24 protein-coding genes are annotated in these 25,194 nt (G+C 49.0%); 9 read left to right on the top strand and 15 right to left on the bottom strand.

Translation table 11 applies throughout. The annotated features are described in order from the left end of the window. Nucleotides 1-42: 42 nt before the first annotated feature. From ACWHX8_RS06975 to ACWHX8_RS06925, 11 genes are all read right to left on the bottom strand, one after another. Nucleotides 43-255, bottom strand: coding sequence for a type II toxin-antitoxin system HicB family antitoxin (locus tag ACWHX8_RS06975; RefSeq protein WP_447971232.1), 213 nt, complete (start codon nt 253-255; stop codon nt 43-45). Beyond that, nucleotides 255-401 (bottom strand): type II toxin-antitoxin system HicA family toxin, encoded by a 147-nt coding sequence (locus ACWHX8_RS06970; protein ID WP_447971880.1) that lies wholly within the window; start codon nt 399-401, stop codon nt 255-257. Before ACWHX8_RS06970 ends, ACWHX8_RS06975 begins: the two co-directional genes overlap by 1 nt. 98 nt (nt 402-499) lie before the next feature. Continuing rightward, nucleotides 500-910, bottom strand: coding sequence for an IS200/IS605 family transposase (gene tnpA, locus ACWHX8_RS06965; protein ID WP_447971879.1), 411 nt, complete (start codon nt 908-910; stop codon nt 500-502). Nucleotides 911-1,104: 194 nt separating this feature from the next. Further along, nucleotides 1,105-2,265, bottom strand: coding sequence for a UDP-N-acetylglucosamine 2-epimerase (gene neuC / locus ACWHX8_RS06960; protein ID WP_447971231.1), 1,161 nt, complete (start codon nt 2,263-2,265; stop codon nt 1,105-1,107). Nucleotides 2,266-2,270: 5 nt separating this feature from the next. Beyond that, nucleotides 2,271-3,311 (bottom strand): N-acetylneuraminate synthase family protein, encoded by a 1,041-nt coding sequence (locus ACWHX8_RS06955; RefSeq protein WP_447971230.1) that lies wholly within the window; start codon nt 3,309-3,311, stop codon nt 2,271-2,273. Between the two features lie 48 nt (nt 3,312-3,359). After that, nucleotides 3,360-4,097, bottom strand: coding sequence for an acylneuraminate cytidylyltransferase family protein (locus tag ACWHX8_RS06950; protein WP_447971229.1), 738 nt, complete (start codon nt 4,095-4,097; stop codon nt 3,360-3,362). Nucleotides 4,098-4,463: 366 nt separating this feature from the next. Continuing rightward, nucleotides 4,464-5,651: a serine palmitoyltransferase gene (gene spt / locus ACWHX8_RS06945; RefSeq protein WP_447971228.1), complete on the bottom strand. Its 1,188-nt coding sequence runs from the start codon at nt 5,649-5,651 to the stop codon at nt 4,464-4,466. Further along, on the bottom strand, nt 5,648-5,899 hold the full coding sequence (locus ACWHX8_RS06940; RefSeq protein WP_447971227.1) for an acyl carrier protein: 252 nt from the start codon (nt 5,897-5,899) through the stop codon (nt 5,648-5,650). Before ACWHX8_RS06940 ends, spt begins: the two co-directional genes overlap by 4 nt. Before the next feature lie 70 nt (nt 5,900-5,969). After that, entirely contained in the window at nt 5,970-6,905 is a 936-nt protein-coding gene (locus ACWHX8_RS06935; RefSeq protein ID WP_447971226.1) for an NAD-dependent epimerase/dehydratase family protein, read from the bottom strand. A 30-nt stretch (nt 6,906-6,935) separates the two neighbouring features. Continuing rightward, nucleotides 6,936-8,726 carry a fatty acyl-AMP ligase gene (locus tag ACWHX8_RS06930; RefSeq protein WP_447971225.1) on the bottom strand — a complete coding sequence of 597 codons (1,791 nt, stop codon included), beginning with the start codon at nt 8,724-8,726 and terminating at the stop codon, nt 6,936-6,938. 308 nt (nt 8,727-9,034) lie between these two features. Continuing rightward, a complete protein-coding gene (locus ACWHX8_RS06925) occupies nt 9,035-9,454 on the bottom strand; it encodes an HIT family protein (RefSeq protein WP_447971224.1) in 420 nt (139 codons plus the stop codon). A 481-nt stretch (nt 9,455-9,935) separates the two neighbouring features. On the opposite strand from ACWHX8_RS06925, the gene ACWHX8_RS06920 reads away from it, so the two are divergent. The 3 genes from ACWHX8_RS06920 (at nt 9,936) to ACWHX8_RS06910 (ending at nt 12,981) form a co-directional block, all read left to right on the top strand. Continuing rightward, nucleotides 9,936-10,679, top strand: a complete 744-nt coding sequence (locus ACWHX8_RS06920) for a sterol desaturase family protein (protein WP_447971223.1) — start codon at nt 9,936-9,938, stop codon at nt 10,677-10,679. 230 nt (nt 10,680-10,909) lie between these two features. Then, nucleotides 10,910-12,115 carry an N-acetyltransferase family protein gene (locus tag ACWHX8_RS06915; protein ID WP_447971222.1) on the top strand — a complete coding sequence of 402 codons (1,206 nt, stop codon included), beginning with the start codon at nt 10,910-10,912 and terminating at the stop codon, nt 12,113-12,115. 56 nt (nt 12,116-12,171) lie between these two features. Then, complete coding sequence (locus ACWHX8_RS06910; protein WP_447971221.1) at nt 12,172-12,981, top strand: nucleotidyltransferase family protein; 810 nt, start codon at nt 12,172-12,174, stop codon at nt 12,979-12,981. Here ACWHX8_RS06910 and ACWHX8_RS06905 read toward each other — a convergent pair. After that, the gene (locus ACWHX8_RS06905) at nt 12,978-13,718 is read right to left on the bottom strand and encodes a phosphocholine cytidylyltransferase family protein (protein WP_447971220.1); all 741 of its coding nucleotides are present in this window, start codon (nt 13,716-13,718) and stop codon (nt 12,978-12,980) included. The two genes, ACWHX8_RS06910 and ACWHX8_RS06905, sit on opposite strands and share 4 nt — an antisense overlap. Before the next feature lie 304 nt (nt 13,719-14,022). Here ACWHX8_RS06905 and lptF point away from each other — a divergent pair, with 304 nt between their 5' ends. Beyond that, nucleotides 14,023-15,105, top strand: coding sequence for an LPS export ABC transporter permease LptF (gene lptF / locus ACWHX8_RS06900; RefSeq protein ID WP_447971219.1), 1,083 nt, complete (start codon nt 14,023-14,025; stop codon nt 15,103-15,105). A 65-nt stretch (nt 15,106-15,170) separates the two neighbouring features. Beyond that, on the top strand, nt 15,171-16,238 hold the full coding sequence (gene lptG, locus ACWHX8_RS06895) for an LPS export ABC transporter permease LptG (RefSeq protein ID WP_447971218.1): 1,068 nt from the start codon (nt 15,171-15,173) through the stop codon (nt 16,236-16,238). Between the two features lie 19 nt (nt 16,239-16,257). Here lptG and ACWHX8_RS06890 read toward each other — a convergent pair whose 3' ends face one another. After that, a complete protein-coding gene (locus ACWHX8_RS06890) occupies nt 16,258-17,181 on the bottom strand; it encodes a metallophosphoesterase family protein (protein ID WP_447971217.1) in 924 nt (307 codons plus the stop codon). Between the two features lie 184 nt (nt 17,182-17,365). Between ACWHX8_RS06890 and ACWHX8_RS06885 the strand changes: the two genes are divergently transcribed. From ACWHX8_RS06885 to ACWHX8_RS06870, 4 genes are all read left to right on the top strand, one after another. Continuing rightward, the gene (locus ACWHX8_RS06885; RefSeq protein WP_447971216.1) at nt 17,366-18,595 is read left to right on the top strand and encodes a CDP-alcohol phosphatidyltransferase family protein; all 1,230 of its coding nucleotides are present in this window, start codon (nt 17,366-17,368) and stop codon (nt 18,593-18,595) included. A 60-nt stretch (nt 18,596-18,655) separates the two neighbouring features. Beyond that, on the top strand, nt 18,656-19,633 hold the full coding sequence (locus ACWHX8_RS06880) for a diacylglycerol/lipid kinase family protein (RefSeq protein ID WP_447971215.1): 978 nt from the start codon (nt 18,656-18,658) through the stop codon (nt 19,631-19,633). A gap of 11 nt (nt 19,634-19,644) precedes the next feature. Beyond that, nucleotides 19,645-20,598 (top strand): hypothetical protein, encoded by a 954-nt coding sequence (locus ACWHX8_RS06875; RefSeq protein WP_447971214.1) that lies wholly within the window; start codon nt 19,645-19,647, stop codon nt 20,596-20,598. Between the two features lie 356 nt (nt 20,599-20,954). Beyond that, complete coding sequence (locus tag ACWHX8_RS06870; RefSeq protein ID WP_447971213.1) at nt 20,955-22,181, top strand: CDP-alcohol phosphatidyltransferase family protein; 1,227 nt, start codon at nt 20,955-20,957, stop codon at nt 22,179-22,181. A gap of 121 nt (nt 22,182-22,302) precedes the next feature. Here the strand turns inward: ACWHX8_RS06870 and glnA are convergent, their stop codons facing one another. Both glnA and ACWHX8_RS06860 read right to left on the bottom strand, forming a co-directional pair. After that, nucleotides 22,303-23,712, bottom strand: a complete 1,410-nt coding sequence (gene glnA / locus ACWHX8_RS06865; RefSeq protein WP_447971212.1) for a type I glutamate--ammonia ligase — start codon at nt 23,710-23,712, stop codon at nt 22,303-22,305. A 166-nt stretch (nt 23,713-23,878) separates the two neighbouring features. Beyond that, nucleotides 23,879-25,183: an ammonium transporter gene (locus ACWHX8_RS06860; protein ID WP_447971211.1), complete on the bottom strand. Its 1,305-nt coding sequence runs from the start codon at nt 25,181-25,183 to the stop codon at nt 23,879-23,881. Between the last annotated feature and the right edge of the window lie 11 nt (nt 25,184-25,194).

The following is a 25,194-nucleotide window of genomic DNA, read 5'->3' as shown; positions in this document are numbered from 1 at the left end:
AAACCTTGGTTAAAAGACATGAAGAACGTAGAAGACGTGGCGTTAGACTGACACCTCTACATAGTCAACCTGACTGCTGGAAGAGGGAATGGGTTGACCATCAGCTTGCAGGCCTTCTAGATGAAAAACAATAGCTTCCCGAATGAGGGTCTCAGTTTCTTCTATGGTGGCACCGGTGGCCACACATCCTGGCAAGTCCGGAACATAGGCGGCGTAGTTTGATAAGGATTTTTCAATAACTATGGCATATCGCATTATAACCTCGTGTTTTTCCAACCCGCTTGTTTGTAAATGCTATTGAGAGTTCCAGGAGGAAGGTCATTGCTGGCTTTTCCGGCTACAGTTACACGGCCAGGCTTAGTCGTATGCTTGAACTGTCGATGACTTCCTCTTGTTGCAATTCGGTTACCGCGCTATGCAGCACCAACTGGGCTCTTGAATTCAAATCGTCGAATAAATATTTTAGAGTAGATACCCACGGGCTTACGCCGCGTGGCACTTAAAATTCAAATGCAAGCTGAAAGTGCCCCTTATCTACTTGCTCCTGATGAGCTACGTACCGCCGGATCACCGCCTCATTCAACCCCACGGTCGAAGAGAAAAACCCGGGGGACCACAACACGGCTCCCCAGTAAGTCCGTTTCAGCTCGGGATACCGAAGTCGAAGTTGCCGACTCACATTCGCTTTCACCTTGCCCACAATACTTGAGACAGCATATTTCGGAGGAATCACCAGCACCACATGAATGTGGTCAACCTGCACACTCCATTGTTTGACCTCCACATCTGGGTGATAGTGCTGGATTTTCGATATATGCTCCTCCACAAAGAGCTTGATCACTCCCCGCAAAATGGCGTCGCCGATACTTCGGAATCCACACCACATGGTATTGATGCTGCTACGCACCATGAGCACTGAGTCGAATCTCCATGCACCAGTGTCATCCGACCCCCTTCATATGGCAAGGAGGCCCCGCTTCTAGCGGGGAGCGCTTTCACCCACGGGCTCACGCCACATGGTCCTCCGCGCTAGCTTTGATAGGTTTTAAAAACAGGAAATTAAATCAAGTCTGACCCGAAAATAAACTCAACAGATAATATGAATCAATAGGTCAGTTTCTTTTCGAAGGTGAGTGTCACGTCTGCTAATAAGTCTGCGATACGTTGCCCGGCATCACCGGAACCGTAGAGTGGGTCTTCGGCCACTCGTCCCAACGCCGCTTGCGTTTGAATGGCCGTAAGGATGTCATGTCTGTCGTATTCCACATCGATCACATTGACACCCCGGTCACGACCAGTTTGGCGGCTACCGATGTTCACGGCAGGAACACCTAAATAAGAACATTCCCGAATGCCTGCACTTGAATTCCCGACCAAGCATTTACTGTGATAGATGGTTTGCACGAAAACATCGGGTGGTAAATTTCTAAAAAAGTGGACATTGGGAAGCATGTGATGTTCTCGAAACACACGAATCCCTTGCGATGTGCCATCCGATCCGGCATCTACATTCGGCCAAAACCACAATGTCGGAATGCCACTTGCGCTCACCGCATGCAATGTTTCCTCGATATGTTGCCGAGCTTGTTGAAACTCTGTCGTGACGGGATGTTGTAAGACCACGATGTATCCCTGCGTCACATCAAATTCGTCCCCAACACCTCCATATTTCTTGAAAAACGTATCCACGCTCATCTGAGAACGCGCAATGGCGTGCTTGGCTAAATCAATGGATGGGCATCCGGTCACAAATACACGATCAGGCCGTTCTCCCATCCGCACGACTCGTTCCCCGGCTCGTTCAGTGGACACGAAATGCAGATCAGCCAACTTGGTCACGGCATGTCGAACTTTTTCATCAATCGATCCCGTAATTTCACCGCCCTGGATATGCACCAAGGGAATATTCATATAGGCTGCACACACAGCAGTCGCCATCGTTTCAAATCGATCCGCAATCGTCACCACGACATCAGGTTTGAGATCATCGAATACGGTCGCCATCTCCGCAAGCCCTAACCCGGTCGACTTGGCCGAGGTCACGGGATTTTCACCTTCGACGATCATATAAACACGGCGATTAATGATGAATCCGTCTTTCTCAATCACGACATTCGTGCTTCCATAGCGGTCCAAAAGTGCGGAAGCGGCAACAACCAGTTGCAACTCAAGACCCGCATGATTTTGAATGGCCTCTAACGCCGACCGAATTCGTGAATAACTCGGTCTTGCCGTAATAACCACACAGACTTTACGTTTCCCCATACCGACTACTCCACATCCTCAATCTGAATGCAGGCATCACGTTTCACTTCGCGACGAAGAGAACGGCCAAGCAATGTTGACAGTTGGCTGGGCGGAACCCCTGTCCCGGGCTTTTTAATGGCGAGATGCTCACGGGCTAAGACCGTTCCTTTTGGTAAATCATCATTCGCGACAAGACTTTTCATGAAAATGTCTCGCAGAGACGCTATATCCTCAGGCAACGAGGATTTCGCAACCGGATGCGCTTTCATCGTTTCGATCATACGAATGCCTTCAACCAGCTGCCGCAGTTCCACAGTCGTAATTGAGGCAGGAACATCAGGACCAAACATTTCACGGCTGAGCGTGACATGAACCTCCAAAACTTCAATACCCATCGTTGCAGCCGCTAACCCTGGATAGATGAGGCCAGAATGGTCAGACAATCCGACCGAACACTTATAGCGCTCTCGAAACTGGGTCAGCACATTCAAACCAATATGCTCTGGAGGACAAGGATACCGCGATGTACATTGAAAGACGGCTAAGGCCTCTGCTCGCTCACGAACATGCTGAACCGCTGCATCAATTTCCTCAACGACACTCATACCAGTTGATAAAATGACTGGTAGTTTCGTCGCCGCCATCGCTTCCAATAGAGGAAAGTTGGTGATCTCACCAGAGGGAACTTTCCAAGCTTCAACTCCCACATCGGTGAGTAGCTGAACCGCCTCAAGAGAAAACGGAGAGCTGAGAAAACTCAACCCTTTTTGCTGTGCATGTTCCCGTAATCCCACCCACTGCTCAGGCGTAAATTCCATACGACGCCAATAGTCGTATCGTGTCTTGTCTTGAAGACTAAACGACTTTCGCCAGGGCTCGGCTGCCGTACTTTCTGCAGCCGCAATATGCGTCTGAAACTTGACGGCATTGGCTCCCGCATCCGCAATGGCATCGATAAAGGCATGGGCCAACCCCAAGCTGCCGTCATGAGACTGACCGACCTCTGCGATAATCGCACAAGCGGAGCCTGGGACAGGTTCTTGAAGCCATGTAGGGTTCATCATGTACTCGTTTGTCGATTATGGGTATGCAACATGATCAATGAAAAACCGCTATCCTGATGGATGCTCAGTCTGAGCGGCTTGCTCACGCTCAAACATAACATTCGCAAGATCAAGTTCAAACGGTTCATCAATATTCATAATATGCCGATCAATGACGACTCCGACACAATCCTCTTCTACAATATGGCCCCTCGTCAGCAGGGTCTCTCTCGTTACGGCATAACATAATCCATTCCGTGAGTAATAGGGAGGAATTGTTTGTCGTAACGAATGCTGCGCTCCCTCTTTGAGATAAAAGTTCACACAACCAGCGGGATCAAGAGTGAGTATTTTGTGTGGTGTATAATGACCAGGCACACGACTGACCGTCGCCGCGGCATGATGACTCCCTTCAACAAGTGTCCGTACGGTTCGCTCTACTTCCTCAGGCTTCCGTAAGGGAGTGGTCGGCTGTAAAAGAATAGAAAGATCAAATCGACAATGATAGTACGCTTCACCTTGCAACCACGCATGTTGCCACATGCCAAGAGCCGTCGCGTGATCGCTTGAAAATTCTGCTGGACGAAGAAACGGCACATCCAGACCATGGACACGACCTTCTTCAGCCATCTCTTCATCATCCGTTGAGAGAACGGCGTGATCGATCCACTCAAGAGCCTTGACCGTTTGTGCGGCATGGGCAATTAAGGACTTCCCCCCTACACGACATAAATTTTTACGGGGAATTCCCTTACTGCCTCCACGAGCGGGAACGACAGCAAGAATGTTCAGACCTTGCCAGGCCACATCACCTCCTATTGAGTCAGGCCGATTGGATTACTGGAAAGGTACGGTTGATTATACATAGAGAGCACAGGTTTGAAACGCTCCACACACTCTATAGCCGTTCCAGTTATGCCGAATCTGCATGTCGTCGCACTGAATGCGGATTGACCCATCGTGATTGAAGCGTCAATCGCCTGTAGGTCATCCAGGCGGGCATAACCTTCCTTATGTTCCGTCTGTACGACGTGTGTTTTTGCGCTGTGTACATGATCTAAATTCGGTTGGAAGTTATTTGGTTTCGCTATAGACATAGAAGAACACACACGTGAAACCCATATCACACAATGGGGGAGAGACACATCGAGATTACAGACTTCACTGAGCGCGTCATTCACTCAGTTGATCTTTGAGAGTTGTGAATGCGTCACAAATGGCGGTGAGCTGTTCAGGAGTATGGGCTGCACTCACACTACAACGAAGTAAACTCAGACCATTGGGGGTCGCAGGGGGAAGCATGAGATTGACATAGACACCCTGTTCAATAAGACCATGCCAAAAAGCTACCGCATATTCCTTTGATGGAACGGTCGCAGCCACCACGGGAGAGACTTCCGGCCCAAGCGTAAACCCAGCCTTTTGCAACCCTTCGTACAAGACATGACTATTTGCCCATAGCCGTTCACGCAATTGGTAATTACTGGCAAGAATACTCAAAGCCATTCTGGTAGAAGCAACAACCGAAGGGCACAAGGATGCAGAAAAAATATACGGTCGACTCATGTAGCGAATATAGTCCAGCTCCGGCCGTCGACTCACACAAAATCCGCCGGTAGACCCCAAGCTCTTACTAAACGTTCCCACGATAAAGTCGACCTTGTCATCAAGCTTCGCTTCTTCGGCAAGACCACGACCACTCTGACCAAGGACACCAAGTGAATGCGCTTCATCAACAACTAAACAGGCCCCATACTTTTCTTTCAACGCCACAACGGCAGCCAAGGGCGCTCGATCACCCAGCATGCTGTAAATACCTTCCAGCACAATCAGCGTGCTTGATGCGCGGTCGCCCAGCCTCACTAATCGCTTCTCAAGATCCTGCACATCGTTATGTCGAAATCGAAGAACCTCCGCTCCACCTAAACGGCACCCATCGTAAATGCTTGCGTGACTATCCGCATCTAGCAAAATGATATCTCCGGGGCCAGCCAGAGTTGATAAAATCCCAAGATTGGCTTGATATCCTGTCGAGAAAACAATTGCGCTGGAACATCCATAAAACGCAGCAAGCTCACGCTCAAGGGCCACGTGGCCTTCAAAAGAACCATTCGCCATTCGGGACCCAGTCGTTCCTGTCCCCTGACGTTCCAAAGCTTCATGTGCGGCGGCAATACATTGAGGGTTAAATGTCAACCCTAAATAGTTATTGGTGCCAGCCAAGATCGTATGTCGATCATTGATCATGGCTTCCGTGGGAGAAAGAACTTTCTGAACAACAAGCCGAAACGGATCAACCCCATGTTCAACAAGAGACTGATGCGCTGCACGAACAGGCTTGAATTTATCGAAGAGCGTCATGAGGATGGCACAACGAGTTTGGAAATTTGTGTGGCAAGGTCTTCAATCGTGCGGACTTCTGGAACAATATTCAAGGGAACAGAAATATCAAACTCATCTTCAATCGTCGACAACAGCTCCATCACTTGCATCGAGTCAAGACCAAGGTCCGCCACAAGCTGGGTTTCAGGTTTCAGCGTTCGCCCTTCTTTCACAAAAGGGGATAAGACTTCGTACAGCCGTTCAGTTACGTCGTCATGATTGCTCATCGAATTCCCTCTCCTCCATGTCGTTCTTATACCGTATACGACCGCCCCCCCCAAACCTGAGGCAGTCAAGCTAGGAGGCGATATGACCAGAATGCAATGAACGCCTCACCCCTTCTGGCAATGATATCGACGGCTCCCATCTCAAAAATTTCGTCAGCTCTGTATTATCACAAACCCAATTCATGTGTCTCAATTCCCGCACTTTACCATAGGTCAAAATTGGTTCATACCGAAAAATTTGAGCCAGCACTTGGTTGATCGAAGCCGTCGCACTGAGCAAAGATTTGGGAATGACTATTCGGATCACCCTTTTTCCACCGACTAATTCAAAAACATCCGTCCATGCATATCCCCCCTTGCGGCCATCATGTAACTCAAATGCTCGACCTGCGTGAGGACCTTGCTCCAACCACGTCCTCACGACCTCGGCTAAATCATCAACATATAACAATGAAAATCTGGAGTTGCGCGCCCCTAATTGTACGCCAATCCCACGTTCAATCCATTGAAATAATGGGAGAGTTGCTCGATCCTGCGGACCATAGACTGCAGGGGGACGCAGAATAATCCACTCCATCCTGCCAGCCACTTCCTCAAGAGCCATCTCTCCCTGCTGCTTACTCCACGCATAGGCTGAGAGGCTTGGTTCTCGAGCAGCGAGCGACGAGATCAGCACAAAACGTGGGGCATGTTTTTGCTCGGCAGCAATTCGTGCAATGCGGCGTACGCCCTCAACATTGCTCGTTTGAAACTGAACTGGGTCAAGCCCGCGAATCCTCCCGGCACAATGGACCACAGCCTCAACGCCATGGACAAGCGTATGCAAACATTCCGCATCCTCTAATGCCCCTTCGACATACTCTGTATTGTGCAGTGCCTCGCGGTGTTGATTGGCATAGGATGGACGGAGCAATGACCGTACCGTCCATCCGGCCTTTTCAAGATATCGCCATACGACCCGCCCAATAAATCCTGTCCCTCCAGTTAAGGCAACTATTCGGGACATGGCGAGAGCAATGGCGTACGTCGAAAATGATTAGAGGGAAGCTAAGCTCTCAGAAGGAGAAGCACATAAGGCAAGAGCTGGCGATTCGTCCCAATTGCCACGCTTTAAAAAATCTTCACGAGCGCGAGATCGAGACAACTTCCCAGAAGATGTCCGAGGCAAGGTCCGAGGAGGAATCAACTCGACAAAACAATCAATCCCCAATTCTTTGTAAATAATGGGTTTCAATTGCTCAATTAAGTGTTCACGTTTTTCAAGATCCGTTTCACGGCATTGAACCACCACAACCGCAGATTCTTCGCCATTCGAAGCCTTGACGGAAAATGCCGAAGCATCACCAGGTCGAACTCCTGGAAGACATTCTGCCAGGTATTCTAAATCTTGAGGCCAAATATTTTTCCCATTAATGATGATCAAGTCTTTTTCTCGTCCAATGATCACGAGACTCTCACCAATGCGATACCCAATATCGCCAGTGTTTAACCAGCCATCAGAAGAGAGGACTTCTTGGGTCGTGACAGGATCGCCAAAATAGCCAGTCATCAGCCCAGGACCTTTAACATAAATGACTCCGGCACATCGCTCAGGCAGGATATCACCACATTCATCCCGAACTTCAACTTCACAATCTGGAATTGGATTCCCGCAATTCACATAGCTACTTTCGCGAGTATGGGCATGTGTCCCTTGAACTTCATCATCCAGAGAAATAGCCTCTTTATGCTCGGCCAAATGATCTCCATCAACATAATCAACAATCAGACCCTGATCGAGCGGAGCAAAGCTCACAGCCAACGAGCATTCAGCCATTCCGTAACACGCTACAAATGCTTTTTTATTAAAACCACTCGGCTCCAGAGCCTTTGCAAATTGTAACAAGGATTCAGCGCGAACCGTTTCGGCTCCTACTCCAGCAATTCGCCAATTCGATAAATCAAATTGATCTCGATCACGTTCAGCCAACCGCCTTAAACATAACTCAAATCCAAATGACGGGCTGAAGGATATTGTGGCCTTGCTCTGCGTCATGAGATTCAGCCACTGTCGTGGCCGCATCGCAAAATCGCGAGTGCTGAGATAATCGACAGACAACTGGGAGGCCAATGGCCCAAGAACAAAACCGACTAAGCCCATATCATGATAGAAAGGTAACCAGGACACACATCGGTCACCGGATCGAACCTGAAGGCCATGCTGAATAATTCCAGACAAATTACTCAGTACGGCTTCCTGAGTAATTTCTACACCGCGAGGCCAACGGGTACTTCCAGACGTAAACTGTATGTATGCCAACTCTTTCGGACCAAGAGGGCATAACTCTTCTGAAGCTTCCGGCAGACTGGCAAACACATCTGCTCCACCTTGAATTTCCAGATCAAGCCCTTGCGAGGCCTCTTCGAGGTACGGAACAACCTCTTCAGGAGCCACGGCCGCTGAAGCACCACATGTCTTTAACAAACGATTCAGTTGTTTCACATACGCATCATGTCCGCCAAGATGCATGGATACGGGTAGAGGAACAGGAACAAGCCCTGCCATTTGGCACGCAAAGAAAAATCGCAAGAAGTCTGGAGTCGTGTCTGCAACCAAAGCCATTCGCGCTCCACGTGGCAACTGAAGAGACAGCAAACGCCTCGCAAGCGCGCCAGCTTGCTGATAGAGATCACGATAAGAAAGCGCGACTGAAAGCTTTCCCCTGCTCGTAAAGAAATTACATCCCGTCGCGCCTTGCGCTGCATACTCAAGCGCGTGAGACAGGCTTTCAAAGTTTCCTGGTCGAAGCAAAACTCCACTCTGAGTTGGGGTCACAAGACTTTCCATTAAGATACCCCCCTCATAGGCAATTTTCGTGAAGTACGAGACACTGTGTTTCTCTCAACATACATTTCAAACATTCTCCATATCCCGACCCATAAAATACCTAAGTATAAAGTACCAAATAATTTTCAGCGCACATGAAGGCACAAGCAAACCTAGGCTTAACAAAGCAATACCCATACCAAATTTTTCTTGAGAAATTATGAGATATTACGGCCATTTTCTTTATTATTTTCACGACCTTAATCAATTTCTGTTGCTAAACTGCAACTAAAATGAGTCTATTTAGACACACCGTTATAATAAATTTACTAAGACTTAAGTCGTGAAAGAATCACTTGATTGAGTTCAAGACTTGTCGCATTCACTTGCTTGAGATTAGGAGGACCTGGCCAACCAGCATCAACAAATTCCTGCTCAGCAAAAATTCGCGGCTTGGAATATCTTGGGAACACATGAAAATGCACATCCGGGTCGACCATCATCAACATTAAGTAATTAATCTTCTCAAACGAAAACTCCCGACCCAAGACACCTTCAACGTATTGTGTGACTTCGCGCAACTCTACAAATGCATCTGAGCTTAGCTGTGAAAACGACGACGCCTCTTCCTTACAGACAATCACTAACGATCCAAGCGTTACTTGCTGAGGACGCAACAGCACAACCCATTGCTCAAACATCTTTACCCGAGTCTCTGGATCACCAAATTTTTGCAATGTCGCATTCATCAGCTCATCTCCCTGCCGTCTTGAAATTCAATCCATCAGCAACACAGAAATACATATCATTTTTACTGAGACTTTTCACTGAGCCTAATGGACCTCTTGTCCATAAGCTCAATGTTCAATTCCCAACCTGGAAGACGATTCCAGCATAGAATACATCGGCCCTATCTTACAGACCTTGGACAGCAAGGAGAAATTACCATATGATGAGAACGATCTTCATCATTCATCTGTGGACTAGACTTGCAGCGTCTCACCCTCACTGAGAAAAATTAAGACGAACACAAGAGAAATGTCCTTTTAACCGATAGAGAATGTTACATGAGGATATCCTCAACCATTAGTGTGCAACCAGAACCACGATTTCCCTCTTGAAAACATGTCACACCAGGTTAACTGAAGGCCGCTTGAGTTCACTTTCTCTGCTGCCTATAATCGCAACTGAAGGTCTACGCTCTTCATGAAACGCAAAGCGACATAATCCATGAATACTTTAGGAAGCTTCTGGCGTGAGCGCACGCACCACTTAGATAAAATGTCTTTACGCGAACTCATCATCGCGTATTTTCAATATCCAGCCGTCATCGCCTACATTATCCTACTTCCTCCAAGCACGTATCTGGCCCTTGTGCCATGGCAAACAGGCGTAGCAACCCATTGGTCCCTCCTTCTTATTGCTGCGATGACAGCGGTTCTCGTCTATCCAGCCGTGTGGTACCTTCTGCATCGTTTTGTCTTACACGGACAATTTCTCTACCGTTCTCCTGTCACCGCAGCCTTATGGAAACGGATTCACTATGACCATCATCAAGATCCCAACAATCTTCGCGTCCTGTTCGGAGCCCTCTACACAACCCTTCCAACTGTCGCCATCGTGACCATGACAGTCGGGAACTTAATTGGCGGCTATCAAGGTGCCGCCGCCGCATTTGCCGCCGGACTCGGAACAACGTTGGTGTATGAATTTTGTCATTGCATCCAGCACTTACGTTATGTACCAAAATCTCAATTTCTTCGAAGAATCAAACGGCTGCACCTGCTCCATCATTTTCATAATGAAAATGGAAATTACGGCATCACCAATTATTTCTGGGATAAACTATCCGGCACGTTTTACGGACAATCACATGATATGCCTTCAAGCGCGACGGTTTTTAACCTTGGCTATAGTGAACAAGAAAGTGATCGGTATCCGTGGGTTGCCAAACTGACTGAAACCAGTCGATAGTCGATTGACTCGCTCACACGCATCTCCCTCACCATTCGAATCTCGATTCGACTTCCTGGCACCCATCTGCTATATGAGCCTCAGACCAGCTCACACACAACTGAAACGATTCGCATGAAGACCTAGACGATTCGTGTGTCAAACATGACCGCGAATTGATCAGTCATCAACAGTCTCTCTCGACACTGATACATTGACACGAATTCATAAATTATCCGTACTTCAACACCATGTCCGACCGGACTCAGACAGATTCAAACACACACTCCACGACGCACCGGGCAATCGCATCAACTGCACACTCCTCACTTCGAATTGTTCCTGTAGAAGACTCCCGAGCCATTGAGCAGTTCATTCGTGTCCCATGGCCTATTTACGCACAAGACGCCTGTTGGGTCCCTCCGCTTTTACTCGAACGCAAACAACATCTTTCAAAACGCAATCCCTACTTCTCACATGCCACGACGCAATTATGGATCGCCTACCGCAACGAGCAACCCGTTGGACGCATCAGCGCACAAATCGATCAATTTCATCAAGAACGCTATCAAGACCACACAGGGTTTTGGGGCATGCTGGAAGCGCAAGATGACCAAGACGTTTTTCATGCACTGCTACAGACGGCTGAGCGGTGGCTTCAAGACAAGGGAATGCGGAACGCGCGTGGCCCATTTAACCTTTCCATCAATCAAGAATGTGGACTCCTCATTGACGGGTGGAATACACCGCCCATGGTGATGATGGGACATGCCCGTCCCTATTACCAGCAACATGTAGAATCGCACAATTACCAAAAGGCCAAAGATCTCCTAGCGTATAGAGTGGATCTTGATTTCGAGATTCCGCCCATTATTCAAAAAGCGATACGCAAGGCCGAGTCCTCTGTCAGGTTTCGCACCTTGCGACGATCGGAATTCAAACAGGAACTTGCAATCATTCGAAGCATTTTCGAAGAAGCCTGGTCGAACAATTGGGGATTTATTCCATTTTCCGACGAAGAGTTTGCCGCCGTTGGCCAGGAATTGCGACTGTTAGTCGACGACAGCTTTGTGCAAATCGCAGAGGTAGACGGAACGCCAGAAGCCATGCTTGTCGCCTTTCCCAATGTCAATGAAATCATTCGAGACCTCAATGGACGCTTATTCCCGTTGGGATGGGCGAAATTTCTTTGGCGCCTCAAGGTTTCACGACCTCACACAGCGCGAGTGGCCTTAATGGGTGTACGAAAAAAATATCAAGGTACGCCGCTTGGAGCTGTGCTGGCGTTTGGCATGATCGACTCAGTGCGACAGGCAGGACGCAAATGGGGCATCACAAGCGTGGAACTGTCATGGATTCTCGAAGATAATATTGGCATGAAAAATATGTTGGAAGCCATCGGATGCAAACAGTACAAAACCTACCGTATGTATGAAAAACATTTCACGAACCCTTAAAATATGAAATCCCATTCGTACAATCGTCTCACCACTATATTTTTTTCATGTTGGCCATGACGCACAGCCATTCTTCTTTTACTGCCATTGTCTTAGCCGGAAGCCGGGCCGCCCACGACCCCGTGGCTGAAGCCACCGGAGTACCATGTAAGGCCTTCACGCCGGTTGGTAATACGCCAATGGTGTTTCGTGTACTTGAGACTCTCCAGACCGCAGAAACCGTCTCTCGTCGGATTCTCTGCGGCCCAAGTTGGTCCATCATCAGCCAAAGTCCCGAGCTTCACGCACGGATCGATGAAAAAGACATCGAGTGGATTGAACCGCAGGCCACTCCCAGCACCAGTGCAGCCTTTGCCATGCAATCCATTTCGCATGAGACGCCCATTCTCCTGACGACGGCCGATCATGCATTACTGACGCCTGAAATGGTCAACTATTTTTGTGCTAAAGCTCAGGAAAGCCAGAGTGATGTGATTGCGGGCCTTGTCCCGTATGACATCGTCAAGCAAGCGTTTCCTGAATCCAAACGAACCGTGATGAAATTCAAAGATCAAGGCTATTGCGGCTGCAATCTATTCGCCTTTCTCACTCCACAAGGTCGAACGATGGCCAAATTTTGGCAGCAGATCGAACAGGAACGAAAAAAACCGCTCCGCCTTATCGGCATACTCGGCTGGATGGCTGTCTTTCGATTTTTGACAGGAAACCTGTCATTGGCTCAAGGGCTGGAAGGCCTATCAAAAAAATTGAACCTCAGAATTCACACGGTCACACTGCCATTCCCTGAAGCAGCCGTCGATGTGGACACGGTTGCCGACTGGGAACTTGTTCAGAAAATTGTACGGGAGCGATCGACGAACACTTAAGAATTCCTTGAGTCCTGCAAGCTTTCGACAAGTTTATGCGCATGATCAAGATCGGCTGAATTATCGATTTCACCCCATTTCAGCCCACGAATGGCACTGGTCCATACCGATCCTTCCTGAGCCAATTCATCGATAATCGATAAATACCACTTCTTCAAAGACTCAGGTCGGCGAAGCGCCTGTTCAACGGCCTGACGAAACATAGTCGGCCCCTCGTCACGGAACACCATCATTCCGATCGACTCGCCATGCGTTTCGTGAATCGGAATGGTTTTCCCCACTCTTGCGAGCTTGGTTCCATCGAGAATGACTTTCATATCATCGGCATCATAGGTGCCCTTAGAATCCGTTACGAGCGTTACGGGATGTCGAGGTGAGGCCAGCAACTGCTGAGGCACCGCAGACTCAAAGAGGGTATCGCCATTTAACAAAACAAATTCCTCAGTCATTTCCCCCCGTGCCACCCAGCAACTACCCAAATTGTCCGCCACGGCATAAAAGGGATTATAGATCGTACGGACCCAGCTCTCGTGCCCATTGTGTCGAAGACACTGCTCAACTTTGTCCGCCCCATACCCCACCACGACAGCCACTTGATCAATACCGCATTTGCGCAGTTCTTGTAATTGCCATTCCAGAAGTGACTTTCCACCAATTTGCAGCAAACATTTAGGGTTTTCAGCCGTGAGCGGCAACAACCGCCGCCCTTGACCAGCACTGAGAATAATCGTTTTCATGGTCACCTACATTAGAATGATTGTCCAGCTCACCTTCTACCATATTGCGTCGCAATTATAAAATTCACCATGACTTTCACTTTTTCCTTGTCAAGGTGACGTACGATTCAATACTCTTCCGTATCACATCGAAATGACACAAAGCCACCCAGCCGACGAGCTCGAATGAAGAACCGGCAGTGGGAAGAACACCCTCCAGGGATTCTTCAAAAATAACCGTCTCACTATATTTACTCTCATCCGAACTCAAATTCGTCGACAATGCCTCATTTCATGATACGGTATTCCTAAACCTTGAGTCAGTATGATATTACTAGAACGCTATCTCGCCAGAGAAATTCTCAAGCCCTTCCTCGGCATCTGCACAATCCTCATTGCGATGTTTGTGAGTTTTAATTGGGTGCGCTTCTTAGGGCGCGCTGTCGAGGCTCAACTACCCTCCAGCATGATCCTCACCCTCATCATCTTCAAAGTAATCATCGCGTTGGAAGTGCTCCTCCCCGTTGCGTTATTGCTGTCAATCGTTCTTGGACTCGGGCGTCTTCACCTGGAATTGGAAATGACCGCGCTTTCCGCCTGCGGCGTGAGCCCCTGGAAACCCGTCAAGGTCGTGTTTATGTTTGCGCTGTGCCTCTCCATATTCGTCAGCTGCCTCTCGTTATTCATCCGTCCATGGGCGTATCAACAAAGTTACGACCTGCAAGATAAAGCCGACACCGCATTTCGAATTTCAGATCTCGAAGCCGGTCGATTTTACGAACGAAAAAAGGATGATGGCTCCCTGGTCCTGTTCATGAAAGACATTGACGTCAAAGGCGAAAGAATGAAACACGTCTTCGTCCAAACAGAAAATGGGGATAAAATCCGCATTCTGTCTTCCAAAGAAGGGTATGAGCGTCGCGATCCTACTAGCAACCGAATGCTTCCGGTTCTCGTTGATGGATACGAATATAAATTATCGCGTCATGAGGGCGTTGATCGCATTACTGCGTTCAAAGAACTCACCATTTTCCCAAGCGATAAACAATCGGTGTACTACACGCGAAAGGCATCTCCAAACTCTCGATTAGCCTATTCCTCCAATCCCAAAGAATTTGCGGAATTTCAATGGCGGCTCTCAACCGGCGTGTCGACGCTGCTCTTGGCCTTGCTGGGCATTCCCTTAAGCCGAGCCACGCCACGCCAGGGAAAGTACGCAAAAATCTTTGTTGCGGTCATCGCGTTTGCCGTGTATTACAATCTTGGCGCCATTGCCATGACCTGGGTGGAGCAGGGCATCGTTCATCCTATGTTCCCTGGTATTTGGTGGGTCAACGGCCTCTTGCTTATCGTCCTTCTCATCTCGTATTGGCCTCCAACATTGATTCGGCGGCTACGAACGTCATAAGGCCGACCATCGCAAGGACATCTGCCGGAATTAGAATACACGCTCTTTGTCCCATCACCACTGACATGAATATTCTTGATCGATATATCGCCCATTCAGTCATCACGAGCTATGGGCTTGTCCTCTCTTTATTTGTCACGATCTTTAGCTTTTTCATCTTCGTCGAAGAACTCGATCAAATCGGGACCGGCCAGTATGCACTCTCGGATGCGATGACGCATGTCTTCTATACGATACCTGGTCGAATTATCGACCTGGCTCCTATCACCGCCTTACTCGGCAGCATCATCGGTCTCGGGACATTAGCCAATCATCGGGAACTGATTGCCATGCAAACCGTGGGAATTTCGACTCTTCGTATTGCCTGGTCTGTGCTCAGAGTCGGCATTTTGTTTATGCTTACCATTGTTGTATTCGAAGAATACGTTCATCCGCCACTCGCTCATTACGCTCATAACCAACGTGCATTAGCCTTAGCCGACACGCAAACATTATTGAGTGAACATGGATTTTGGTTTCACGAATCTTCCCGGTTCATTAAAGTCGGAGGGCTTCGATACGGAAAGCTCCCCGAAGATATTGATGTCTACGAATTCAACGAACAGGGCGAATTACAGGTCTTTACCCATGCTCGCACGGCTGACATCGTCAATCCCAATCAATGGATTTTGCGAGATGTTGAGCAGAAGACCATCGACCACAGAGGTGTCACCTCTCAACATCTTGAGGAACTCATTTGGCATTCATTTCTGAGCACACAGCAAGTAGGGATATTTTCAACACCGCCGGACATGTTTTCGCTCACTCAGTTATACAATTACTTAGACTACTTAGATGAGACCGGCGCAAATTCAAACCGCCTTGAGCTGGTGTTTTGGCAAAAAATCGCCATGCCCTTCACATCCGGCGCAATGGTGCTCCTTGCCATCCCGTTTGTCTTTGGCCCACTGCGATCAGCTACCGCAGGGAAACGCATTCTCATTGGAGCGGGTATTGCCATTGCGTTTTACTTTGCGAATCAAATCCTTGGCCATGTGGGATTACTCTTTGCCTTGAACCCACTTCTTATCACATTTGCACCGATTGGCATCCTTCTCGGAATTGCCTTCTGGCTCTGGAAGCAGCACATCTAGGCAATCGGCTTGAAACACGTTACGATGGGACAAGATGTTGCTCGTGATCAAGCTGAAAATGTTCGGTCTCCGCAGAATACGCGAAGACTTGCACATGGATGTTCCACGTTCCCGACTGCTCCTTAACTGAATAGAGATGATAATGCGCCCGACGATCCGGCGTCGCTCCCACGGCCGAAGCAGACGGCACACCGAGCACGGGGATAGGTTGGGTTGCTGTCGAGATAGAGGTCATGATGGAACGATGCGCATGACCATGAAGAACCAGTTCGGCTCCGCATCGAGAAAGAATAGACTCAAGAGCGGGCGCATTGGTCAAAGACTTTCGCCACCTGACGATTCCAGGCACCGGCGGATGATGAATCAAGACCACTCGACAGTACTGTTGCCGGCCTAATTCACGCAACACTTCCTCGAGTTTCGACAATTGTATCGCATCCAAACTGCCGGTGGCTAAAAATGGCAACGTTGGCTGCGCACTGGAGAGACCAATGAATGCGACATGTTCTCGAATGCGAACACTGGGAAACACGCCATCAGCACGAGCGTGAGACTCTGCGTCAGTTGCCTCATCAGAAAGCAGATAGGGAGCCCAATGGGCAAAGGTGTTCTCCCATGCCGTCGCCACATACGTTTCATGATTGCCAGGAATGACAGTGACCTGTGAAGCTGGCCCGAGGTCGTGAAGCCAAGCTTTGGCTTCTTGAAATTCAGCCGGCAGCCCCAAATGCGTGAGATCTCCTGTGATCACAATATGATCAGGATTTTTGCTGCGCACATCGTCAACCAGTCTTGCTAGGATTTCGCCTCGATGTTCCGTCCGTCGATGCGAACGCCAGGACAAGTATCCCAATACGCGTTTACTCAACAACTCTCCAAATTCAACACCTTCGAGTGTCGTCAAATGGGGATCGGACAGATGGGCAAATGTAAAGTCACTCATGATATATTTCGACCTTTATGTGTGTTATGTCACATGACTGAACACGTCATTCTTTACCTCAGGTATCGCATTAGTATACGATCTCGCGTTTGTTATGCCTATAACGACTCCATGTGTTTGAACCTTTATCTTACGAACAACATAAAGCAAAATAAGTATTTTCAGCAAATTGCCAAAAGGTTTCATGCCAAGATACGCCTATATTGTCAACGATGCTCCAATAACTCTGTGGGGATTGACTTCTCGAGAACGATTGACGCGAATGGTCCAACGCGCAGGAGATCTGACGATGCTGGAAGATATACAGTCGCTCCCGCCTGATTCTTCCGTCCTCATTCTACGAGCGGACTTTCTGTATGACGATCGGATTATTAAACGTCTCGCCAAAGAAGAACAGACCGTCCTTCAAGTCTCTCTCAAACACATTCTGACTCCAGTCGCAGCGGTTGTCACGGCCCAGTCGGCTCGGCAGGCAGAAGCGCTCCTGTCAGCATCTTCAGCAGCACAAGGAATCCCCAACATCCAAACGGTTGAACTAAAAGAGTGGGCTTCGGGGTTTCAAGAACAGCTTCGTAAATTTGATCCTCCATACATTCTCCCGATCACGGGTGAAAGACAGGAAGACTTTGAAGAACACTTGTATTCCGGTTCCTATAAAGGCGTCACCGACCTCATCACGAAATGGGCATGGCCTATTCCAGCGAAATGGGCGGCACGTTTCTGTGTCAAAGCGGGCATCGTGCCAAATGCGGTCACAACGCTCAGCTTGATCCTGACGATCATTGCGGGAATATCTTTTGCGCAAGGCTGGTATGGCGTTGGGCTGTTGGCGGGATGGCTCATGACCTTCCTCGATACCGTTGACGGAAAACTGGCTCGAGTCACGGTCACGTCCAGTAAATTCGGACATGTCTTAGATCACGGTCTCGACATTATTCATCCTCCGCTTTGGTATATCGCGTGGGGCCTGGGATTAGCCGCCTTTACCCCTCCGACAGCCTGGCTGACACTCCATACAATTTTCGGCATTATACTGATTGGATACATTGCGGGACGACTGTGCGAAGGTCTCTTTCAATTAGGCTTTGGACAATTCGGCTTGTTTTGCTGGCGTCCGTTCGACTCCTTTAATCGATTGATTACGGCTCGTCGAAACCCCAATCTCATCTTACTCACAGGGTCGCTGTGTTTTGGTCGTCCCGACGTAGGACTCCTCGCTGTCACGGCATGGACCGTGCTTTCAACCGTCATTCTGCTCATTCGGCTGGGATTCGCCTCCGGTATCCGCATGCTATCTGGTAGGCCATTGCGTCCATGGCTAGCCGATATCGGAACGACCGTGTCCCGTGACTCCCTTGCGGCAAGGACATTTACTCGTCCTCCTCTCACCACAACCATTCAATCAACAGATTGACTCTGCTACTATCATACGACAAGCCAATGTCGAACAGACCCTCTGGAAATTAAGACCGCATTGCAAGTCCCTGCACACACATATCGCCTGGGCATTATCTCCAACCCTCTGAGTGGACGGAATAAGAAACGTGCTGTGGTCATGACGACCATTTTAGAAGCCCATCCGGACATCCTTCACGACGAAGTTCATACACAACACGATATTCAAACAACCCTCACCACGTTTGCCCAAGAACAGGTGAATGTTCTCGTCATTAACGGTGGCGATGGAACCGTACAGGCCGTACTGACCACACTCTTCCATCTTCAACCATTTGCAACACTCCCGTTGCTGGCAATTCTTCCTTCCGGCACATCCAACATGAATGCCGGGGATGTCGGACTCCGTGGAAATCGAACAGCCTCACTCCAAAAATTACTATCGTGGATAGAAGGGCATGGTCCTGATCCGACACTTCTCACACGGCATGTATTGCGCGTACAGCGAGTGCCGGATGAAGATCCTATTTTCGGCATGTTCTTTGGCGCAGGAGCCATTTACCAGGGAGCGCAAGTTGGATGGAAAACCAAACAGTCGGTCGGTCGACTGGGAGAAGTCGGAGCAAGTCTCATCATCTGCCGATTTTTCCTTTCACTCTTGTTCAGTCGGCAAACCCACATCACCCCCATTCATGCAACCATCTCCCGCGATGAACACCCGGCTATTAAAGGGGAATTCCTCACCATTCTGGTCACGACATTGGAACGATTATTCCTTGGGCTACGCCCGTATTGGGGAACCGAATCTCATCCGTTACACTACACAGCAGTCCGGAAGAGCCCTGCATATCTTATGCGGACACTTCCTTCACTCTTATTTGGCCGCACTCACAAATATGGAACGGCAGAACATGGGTACGACAGTCATAATGCTCTGTCACTGGAACTTCACATGCAAGATGGATTTACCATCGACGGCGAGGACTACACATCCGATCCTGAACGAGGTCCCGTACGTCTGACCACTGGCGGCATAGCCACATTTATCCGTTTCTAACGCTACACATCGTGACTATTTCATCTGAATTACTACAGCTTGTTCACGGCCAAGATGCTGAGCCCGTCCCTGAGTCAATCCAGGCACTGTGCGACGCACTGCAGAAGCGTTATTCAGATGCCATTCAAGCCATCCTGTTCTACGGCTCGTGCTTACGTGCAGACTCAGACATTGATGGAATCGTCGACCTCTATCTTATCGTCGATTCCTATACAACCATCTACGACACAAGGTTTTTAGCGTTTGCCAATACCCTGCTTCCACCAAATGTATTTTACATAGAAGTTCCATTCCATGATCGCATCGTACGGGCAAAATACGCCATCCTTTCCTTAGAGAACTTTCAACACAGCACATCCATGAAATGGTTTCACTCATATTTCTGGGCACGTTTTGCTCAGCCGACTAAGGTTCTCTATGCTGCAACGCCTCATGTTGAACAGGACATCTACACCGCGTTAGCCCAATCCGTCATGACATTTATCACCAGAGCCCTTCCACAAACACCGAATTCCTTTGAGGCGCTGACGCTCTGGGAAACAGGCCTGTCACTCACGTATCAAGCCGAACTTCGAACGGAGAAGCCTGGACGCATCACACACATTGTCGAGGCCAATCGAGACTACTACCAGCAGACAGCGCACACGGTTCTTCGCCAACTGTCTCCCCTAGTCATGGTAGATCAATCCGTTCAACCTGTTCGCTTTCACGCAGCATGTTCATCATTAAGCCGCCTGAGCAATCGAATCTCCTGGGGACTCCGTCGAGGACAAGGCAAGGTCTTGTCTATCTTACGGCTCATCAAAGGCCTTTTTACGTTCCAAGGTGGAGTGGACTATATCCTGTGGAAAATTGAACGACATTCCGGGATCAGCATTGAACTCACACCTTGGCAACGACAGCACCCGCTCCTCGCCAGTCCTGTCGTATTGTGGAAGCTGTACCGAAAAGGCGCATTTCGGTAACTATAGCGAAACCAAATAACTTCCAACCGAATGTACATCATGTACATAGCGCAAAAGCACACGTCGTACAGACGGAAGTAAATTGGAACGGCTATAGTCTCTTCTCACGTTCAACCATCTATAGCCGTTTCCATGAACTTCCGTTCTCCTGGTGCGTGTGATATCGCGTCGAAAGTCCTCCTAGTTCAACTAGAACGTATTTGGATTCGCTATAGTCAACGAAGGTCTTTACCGATATGATGTTATTCGTTACTATGTAGGCTCTCAATACAATCTCCCCTGAACCAACACAGACATCAACCGCTCAGCGCGTCAATCGTTCAATACTATGCTTTTCACGTAAGGAACAATTCGTCATGCCTCTGTATGCCCACATCATCGGTGAGTCTTCTCTGCAATTATGGGGACTCACCTCTCGCGAACGATTAACACGAATGCTGAAACACATGGAGGTTAAGCATGTTATCGATGATTGTTCTCTCTTGCCCCCGGATGCCACACTCCTCATCATTCATTGCAACTATCTCTATGATGTGCGGGTGTTGACTCATCTCATAGAACAAGAAAACGTCGTATTCCAACTGGCGGTGAAAGGCGAAGACGTTCCAATTGCTGCACATGTTCAGGCCAGCTTCATCCCCCAGACTCTGGAGGCTCTCGAACAAGGACTCCGACCCAAGGTAGGACCACTTCAACTGATTGGGCTACAATCCTTAACGAACACATTCCACAAAAAGCTCCGTAAAGTTGATCCTGCTTACGTGTTCCCTATCGCACAGGAGAATCAAAACGCACTTGAAGAACACCTCTATTCCGGCTCCTATAAAGGGATCACCGATCTTATTACGAAATGGGCGTGGCCGATCCCCGCGAAATGGGCGACACGTCTGTGTGCCCGGACCGGCATTACACCAAACGCTGTGACATTTCTCGGGCTCATCCTCACCATCATTGCCGGTATCTGTTTTGCCAAACAGCAGTATCTCATCGGCCTTCTTGCAGGCTGGGGTATGACCTTTCTTGACACCGTTGATGGGAAATTAGCCCGCGTGACCGTCACCTCCAGTTGGTTTGGAAATATCTTCGACCATGGAATAGATGTCATTCACCCGCCCCTCTGGTATCTCGCCTGGGGAATCGGTTTGACGACCCTTCAGACCACGACCTGGTGGCCATGGACACTCACAGCCACGCTATGGGCTATCTTCATTGGTTATGTCATGGGAAGGGTGATTGAAGGGTCTTTTCATCAACTGGTAGGACGATTCGGAATTTACTGCTGGAAACCCATAGATTCGTACTTTCGATTGATCACCGCTAGGCGCAATCCCAATCTGATTCTTCTCACGGGCAGTGCCATCATCGCTCGACCAGACTGGGGATTGATGGGCGTCGCCGTGTGGACTGTGGCTTCAACAGGTATTCTCTTCGTTCGATTTGTCATGGCGCTCGGCACAAAAAAACGTTGCGGAGAAGTTCGCCCATGGCTTGCCGATATTGGCACCAGCATCGACCGCGAATCACTCACTGCCAGACTCTTCACCCGTCCTCCGTTCACCAAAGCAATGCAATCGAAAGACTGACGTAGCCTGACAGCTGTAGGAGCAAGAACATTCGCGATACTGAAGACAAAACGACGCGCTCACCTGCTGAGAAGATGAGCGCGTCGTTATCGAGTGAGTCGAATGTTCTTGCTACTGATGTCTAGACATCATAGTACATGAAGAACTCATAGGGGTGCGGTCGAACTCTGAGTTTATCGACTTCGTTCTCTTGCTTGTACGAAATCCAAGCCTCGATAACATCCTCACTAAACACACCGCCCTTGAGCAAGAACTGATGATCCTCCTTCAAATGATTCAGGGCATCTTCTAAACTAAACGGCAGCGTAGGAATATTGCTCGCTTCTTCCGGCTCCAAGTCATACAAATTCTTATCCATCGCTTCGCCTGGATGAATTTTGTTTTGGACGCCATCAAGCCCGGCCATCAACATGGCACTAAAAGCGAGATACATATTGCATGAGGGATCAGGAAATCGCACTTCGATACGCTTGGCTTTGGGGCTTGGCGAATACATAGGAATCCGAATCCCAGCCGACCGATTGCGGCTCGAATACGCCAACAGGGTTGGAGCTTCAAACCCTGGCGTCAATCGCTTATACGAATTGGTAGACGGATTGGTAAATGCGGCAAGCGCTTTTGCATGTTTGAGAATTCCGCCAATATAATACAAACATTGTTGCGACACGCCGGCATAATCGTTTCCGGCAAAAGATGGCTTTCCACCTTTCCAGAGACTTTGGTGGGTATGCATCCCTGTTCCATTATCACCAAACATAGGTTTCGGCATAAAGGTTGCCGTTTTTCCATGACGACGCGCAACATTCCTGACGATATATTTGTACATCATCATTTTGTCTGCCATGCTGAGGAGGGTATCGAACCGCAAATCAATCTCTGCCTGGCCTCCGGTCGCGACTTCATGATGGTGCTTTTCGACGTGCATGCCGACCCTCTCCATTTCACGCACCATTTCTGAACGAATATCTTGCTGAGAGTCTATCGGGGCTACAGGAAAATAGCCTTCCTTGTGACGAGGACGGGACCCGAGGTTATGGCCTTCGTCTCCGGAGTTCCATATCCCTTCTTCCGAATCAAGAAAATAAAATCCGGAATTGGCATTTTGATCAAAGCTGACATGATCAAAGATAAAAAATTCGGCTTCCGGTCCCCAGTAGGAGGTATCGGCAATTTTCGTACTTTTGAGATATTTCTCGGCATTTTGCGCGATAAAACGCGGGTCTCGCTCATAGCCTTGTCGGGTAATGGGATCTTCCACATTTCCCACCATCGAAAGCGTTGGAATTTCGGTAAACGGATCCATACATGCGGTATTGGGATCTGGTACCAGCAACATATCGCTATTTTGGATCGCCCGCCATCCGCGGATGGATGATCCATCAAACCCTGACCCGTCTTTAAAGAGATCAAGTGTCAGCTCAGAAGTGGGAACAGAAAAATGTTGCCATGTTCCTAAAAAGTCCACAAACTTCACATCAACCATTTCCACTTTGTTCTTTTTGGCATAATCCAAGACTTCACGCGGAGTCATGTGCTACCTCCTTCAGGAGAATTGTTTATAAAAACTTGATTGACCAATCAAAGACAATCAGACAAACGACCAACACGACAGTTTTTTCTCGCTCGCACACGACTCAGGGTACGAGTGAACGAAGGGATTTGAGTGAGAAAGCAGACGCTATGTGCTGTTGAACCGCTTACGAATACGCTCGCTCACTATGTTGACTGAGATCTAAGCCAATTTCTTCGTCATGCGACGATACACGCAGTCCTATTGTGATATCAATCACTTTTAAGATCAGATATGTTCCAATCAGTGCAAAGACTAATGTCACAACGGCCAAAAGCACCTGAATGCCAAATTGGCTGGCATTGCCCCAAAAGAGTCCTTGAGCGCCAATCGATGCAAACAGTCCTGTGGCCAAGATGCCGGTGAACCCTCCTACTCCGTGAATACCCACCACATCAAGCGAGTCATCATATCCCAGCTTCACCTTCCACACGACCGCCGCGTAACACAGTGTTCCGGCAAAGAGGCCGAGCAACAGAGCCGAAAGTGGACCGATATACCCTGCCCCAGGAGTAATGGTTGCCAATCCGGCAATAATGCCACTGGCTACCCCTAATACCGTAGGTTTTCCTCGATGCACCCACTCCGCAATCATCCAACTGATGCCTCCAGCGGCGGCAGCCGTATGCGTCGACACAAACGCTGCAGCAGCAACCTCATTGGCGCCCAATGCGCTTCCAGCATTAAACCCAAACCACCCGAACCACAACAGCCCGGTGCCTAACACGGTCATGGGCAAATTATGAGGCGGCATCGGTTCCGTCCCAAACCCTCTCCGTGGGCCCAACATGACCGCACACACTAAGGCGGCAATCCCGGAACTAATATGTACGACCGCTCCACCAGCAAAATCCAGCGCGCCCATCTGACCTAACCATCCACCACCCCACACCCAATGGGCCAACGGCGCATACACACACAAAGACCACAACACGGCAAACCAGAGCAACGCGGTAAACTTCATCCGTTCAGCAACACTCCCGGTAATCAGTGCCACCGTAATGGCAGCAAACATGAGTTGAAACATCATGAACACTTGATGAGGAATGGTCGGAGCATAATCAGGGCTCGGCGTGAGCCCAACGCCTTGGAGTCCCACCCAATCCAGTCCCCCGATCACTCCCCCAATATCCGGACCGAACGCAAGGCTGTATCCACAGAGAATCCAAAGAAGACTAATCATGCAAAGAATAATCGCCGTATGCATGATAGTCCCCAGGACATTACGGCTTCGAACCAGGCCACCATAAAACAACGCTAACCCAGGAAGCATCATGCAGAGCACAAACGCTGATGACACTAAAATCCATGCCGTATCTCCGGTGTCGATAGGCAAACTGACTGACTCTTCAGCCCATGACACGGTCGGTTGCCCACATAACAACCAGACAACTGCGCACAGACCAATCGTACGGAATCGCCAATTACTCACAGCATGACCTC

This window comes from Nitrospira sp. M1 (assembly GCF_965152605.1).
This window is presented reverse-complemented; position numbering and strand designations above follow the sequence as displayed.

Coding starts and splice junctions, on each gene's coding strand:
- ACWHX8_RS06935 (WP_447971226.1), bottom strand. CDS start 6,905: ATGTCCCGAATAGTTGCCTTAACTGGAGGGACAGGATTTATTGGGCGG.
- ACWHX8_RS06975 (WP_447971232.1), bottom strand. CDS start 255: ATGCGATATGCCATAGTTATTGAAAAATCCTTATCAAACTACGCCGCC.
- ACWHX8_RS06910 (WP_447971221.1), top strand. CDS start 12,172: ATGACGCACAGCCATTCTTCTTTTACTGCCATTGTCTTAGCCGGAAGC.
- ACWHX8_RS06925 (WP_447971224.1), bottom strand. CDS start 9,454: ATGAATGCGACATTGCAAAAATTTGGTGATCCAGAGACTCGGGTAAAG.
- ACWHX8_RS06920 (WP_447971223.1), top strand. CDS start 9,936: ATGAATACTTTAGGAAGCTTCTGGCGTGAGCGCACGCACCACTTAGAT.
- glnA (WP_447971212.1), bottom strand. CDS start 23,712: ATGACTCCGCGTGAAGTCTTGGATTATGCCAAAAAGAACAAAGTGGAA.
- lptG (WP_447971218.1), top strand. CDS start 15,171: ATGAATATTCTTGATCGATATATCGCCCATTCAGTCATCACGAGCTAT.
- ACWHX8_RS06940 (WP_447971227.1), bottom strand. CDS start 5,899: ATGAGCAATCATGACGACGTAACTGAACGGCTGTACGAAGTCTTATCC.
- neuC (WP_447971231.1), bottom strand. CDS start 2,265: ATGGGGAAACGTAAAGTCTGTGTGGTTATTACGGCAAGACCGAGTTAT.
- tnpA (WP_447971879.1), bottom strand. CDS start 910: ATGGTGCGTAGCAGCATCAATACCATGTGGTGTGGATTCCGAAGTATC.
- ACWHX8_RS06905 (WP_447971220.1), bottom strand. CDS start 13,718: ATGAAAACGATTATTCTCAGTGCTGGTCAAGGGCGGCGGTTGTTGCCG.
- ACWHX8_RS06930 (WP_447971225.1), bottom strand. CDS start 8,726: ATGGAAAGTCTTGTGACCCCAACTCAGAGTGGAGTTTTGCTTCGACCA.
- lptF (WP_447971219.1), top strand. CDS start 14,023: ATGATATTACTAGAACGCTATCTCGCCAGAGAAATTCTCAAGCCCTTC.
- ACWHX8_RS06955 (WP_447971230.1), bottom strand. CDS start 3,311: ATGATGAACCCTACATGGCTTCAAGAACCTGTCCCAGGCTCCGCTTGT.
- ACWHX8_RS06915 (WP_447971222.1), top strand. CDS start 10,910: ATGTCCGACCGGACTCAGACAGATTCAAACACACACTCCACGACGCAC.
- ACWHX8_RS06870 (WP_447971213.1), top strand. CDS start 20,955: ATGCCTCTGTATGCCCACATCATCGGTGAGTCTTCTCTGCAATTATGG.
- ACWHX8_RS06885 (WP_447971216.1), top strand. CDS start 17,366: ATGCCAAGATACGCCTATATTGTCAACGATGCTCCAATAACTCTGTGG.
- spt (WP_447971228.1), bottom strand. CDS start 5,651: ATGACGCTCTTCGATAAATTCAAGCCTGTTCGTGCAGCGCATCAGTCT.
- ACWHX8_RS06890 (WP_447971217.1), bottom strand. CDS start 17,181: ATGAGTGACTTTACATTTGCCCATCTGTCCGATCCCCATTTGACGACA.